This is a genomic window from Roseivivax isoporae LMG 25204 (assembly GCF_000521865.1).
GTDB classification, from domain to species: domain Bacteria; phylum Pseudomonadota; class Alphaproteobacteria; order Rhodobacterales; family Rhodobacteraceae; genus Roseivivax; species Roseivivax isoporae.
Genome location: NZ_JAME01000090.1, coordinates 1 through 2,691, shown reverse-complemented (window position 1 = coordinate 2,691; position 2,691 = coordinate 1). Strand labels below are relative to the sequence as shown.

2 protein-coding genes and 2 pseudogenes are annotated in these 2,691 nt (G+C 75.2%); 3 read left to right on the top strand and 1 reads right to left on the bottom strand.

Annotation, left to right across the window (positions count from 1 at the left end; translation table 11 throughout):
- The 3 genes and pseudogenes from RISW2_RS25165 to RISW2_RS22570 form a co-directional block, all read left to right on the top strand.
- Positions 1-305 (top strand): annotated as a pseudogene (locus RISW2_RS25165) (monooxygenase); the annotation flags it as partial.
- Between the two features lie 82 nt (positions 306-387).
- Positions 388-1,374 carry an XdhC family protein gene (locus RISW2_RS22575; protein ID WP_043775548.1) on the top strand — a complete coding sequence of 329 codons (987 nt, stop codon included), beginning with the start codon at positions 388-390 and terminating at the stop codon, positions 1,372-1,374.
- Complete coding sequence (locus RISW2_RS22570; RefSeq protein ID WP_043775546.1) at positions 1,371-2,366, top strand: molybdopterin-binding protein; 996 nt, start codon at positions 1,371-1,373, stop codon at positions 2,364-2,366. Before RISW2_RS22575 ends, RISW2_RS22570 begins: the two co-directional genes overlap by 4 nt.
- Before the next feature lie 5 nt (positions 2,367-2,371).
- Here the strand turns inward: RISW2_RS22570 and RISW2_RS25160 are convergent.
- Positions 2,372-2,691, bottom strand: a pseudogene (locus tag RISW2_RS25160) (translation initiation factor 3); the annotation flags it as partial.

The following is a 2,691-nucleotide window of genomic DNA, read 5'->3' as shown; positions in this document are numbered from 1 at the left end:
ACCCGACGCTGCCGTTCCTCGCCCAGGGTGCGAACCTCGCGCTCGAGGATGCCTGGGTGCTGGCCGACGCGCTCTCGGGGGAGGGCAGCCTTGCGGACCGGCTGCAGGCCTTCCAGGCGCGCCGGCGCGGCCGCGCGGCCCGCGCCGTGGCGGCGGCCGACCGCAACGCGTGGAAGTTCCACCTGCGCAACCCGCTCCTGCGCGGCGCGGCTCAGGCGGCGCTGCGGCTCGGCGGGCGGCTCGCGCCCGACCGCATCCTCGGCCGTCTCGACTGGCTCTACGACCACGACGTGACCCGCGGCTGAGGGTCGGACCGGCGCTTCCACCAAGGAAGGGGGCGACAGCGGCGCCGCGACTGCCTACATCTGGCGCAAAGGAGGCCGGCCGATGGACACCACAGCCCCAGACCGTTTCGACACCATCCCCGAGACCGCGCTCGCCTGGCACCGTGCCGGCAAGGGTGCGGCCCTCGCCACCGTGGTCCAGACCTGGGGCTCGGCGCCGCGCCGCGTGGGCAGCCAGCTCGCCATCTCCGGCGATGCCGAGATCGCGGGCTCGGTTTCGGGCGGCTGCGTCGAGGGCGCGGTCATCGTCGAGGCGCTCGAGGCGCTGGAGGAAGGCGCCGCACGCGAGCTCGAGTTCGGGGTCTCGGACGAGGACGCCTTCGCGGTGGGGCTCGCCTGCGGCGGCACGATCCGGGTGCTGGTGGAACCCGTGGGCAGCGCGCTGCCCGAGGACATGCTGGCCGAACTGGTCGCGGCACGCGCCGCGCGCGAGCCCCGCGCCTACGTGGTCGACCTCGCCACCGGCGCGCGCCGGATCGACCGCGACGGCCACGACGACCGCTTCCGCATGGACCGCTCGGGGTTCGAGCCCGACGAGCGCACCTTCGTCGCGATCCACAATCCGCCGCTCCGGCTCGTCGTGGTGGGCGCGGTGCACATCGCGCAGGCGCTGGTGCCCATGGCGCGGATCGCAGGCTACGACCCGGTGGTCATCGACCCGCGTGAGACCTTCGCCAGTCCCGCGCGCTTTCCCGGCGAGCGCGTGGTCAACGACTGGCCCGACGACGCGGTGGCGGCGCTCCGTCTCGACGCGCGCACGGCGCTGGTGCTGCTGACCCATGACCCCAAGCTCGACGATCCCGCGCTCGTGCGCGCGCTGCGCTCGGGCTGCTTCTACATCGGGGCGCTCGGCTCTACCCGCACCCATGCCAAGCGGCGCGAACGGCTTCTGGCCGAGGGGTTCTCGGACGCCGAGATCGACCGCATCCACGGGCCCGTGGGGCTCGACATCGGGGCGGCCGGCCCCGCAGAGATCGCGGTCTCGGTCCTGGCCCAGATGATCTCGGTCCTGCGCAAGGGGGCAGCGTGAGGTTCGGCCCGGTCCCTCTCTCCGAGGCCGAGGGCGCGATCCTCGCCCATTCCCAGCCGCTCGAGCGCGGGCGGCTGCGCAAGGGCCGGGTGCTCGGCCCCGAGGACGTGGCGCAGCTTGCGGCCGCGGGGCTCGGCGAGGTGACGGTGGCGCGCATGGACCCGGGTGACGTGCACGAGGACGTGGCCGCCGCGCGCCTTGCCGCGGCGCTGGTGCCCGACCCGGAACGCGCGGGCCTGACCGTGGGCCGCGCCGCGACGGGCCGGGTGAACCTGCACGCGACCGCGCCCGGTGTGGCCGAGATCGACGCCGCGCGCATCGACGCGGTCAACGGCGTGCACCCGATGATCACCGTCGCCACCGTGCCGCGCTGGCAGCGCACCGCCGCGCGCACCATGGTCGCGACGGTCAAGATCATCTCATACGCGGTGCCTGAGGACGCGCTCGCCCGGGCCGAGGCGATGGGCCGCAACGCCATGCGCCTGCGCGCCGTGACGCTGTCGCATGTGGAACTGATCCAGACCGCGGTGCCCGGCACCGAGGAGGACGGCGCCAAGGGGCAGACGGCGATCGGCGCGCGGCTCGATCGGCTGGGCGTGGCTCTTGCGCCGGTGCATGTCGTGCCGCACGAGACCGGGCCGCTCGCCCGCGCGCTCGCCGCCTCGGAGGCCGAGGCGATCCTCGTGCTGACCGGCTCGGCCACCTCGGACATCGCGGACGTGGCGCCCGAGGCGGTCCGCCGCGCGGGCGGCAGCGTGCACCATTTCGGGATGCCGGTCGATCCGGGGAACCTCCTGTTCCTGGGCGACCTGCGCGGCCGCCCGGTGATCGGCCTGCCGGGCTGCGCCCGCGCGCCGGCGCTGAACGGCGCTGACTGGGTGATGGAACGCATCCTCTGCGGGGTCGAGGTCAGCCCGCGCGACATCGCCGGCATGGGAGTCGGCGGGCTGCTCAAGGAAGTGCCCCAGCGCGGTCGCCCGCGCGAGGGCTGAGCGCGTCACTCCACCTGCTGCAGGCCGAGCCGCTCGCGCAGCTGCTCGAGCACCGTGGCGAGGAGCTCGGGATTGTCCTCGGCGTTGCGGAGCGCGGTCATGGTCGAGGTCTTGACGCTGAGCGAGAGGTCCGACTGCTCCACCAGGCGCGCGACCTCCTCCGCATCGTAGCCCTCGACGCTGAGCGCCGCCGCCACGTCCGGATCGGGGGCCGCCGCGCCCTCGGCGGACACGGCCGCCGCGTCGGCGGCGGTGTCGGCTGCCGCGCCCGCGGCCTCCGCGGCCGCCTCGGCGGCATCCGCGGCCGCGGCATCGGCCTCGTCGC

Excerpts from the sequence above, each read along its gene's own strand:
- RISW2_RS22575 (WP_043775548.1), top strand. The coding sequence starts at position 388 with ATGGACACCACAGCCCCAGACCGTTTCGACACCATCCCCGAGACCGCG.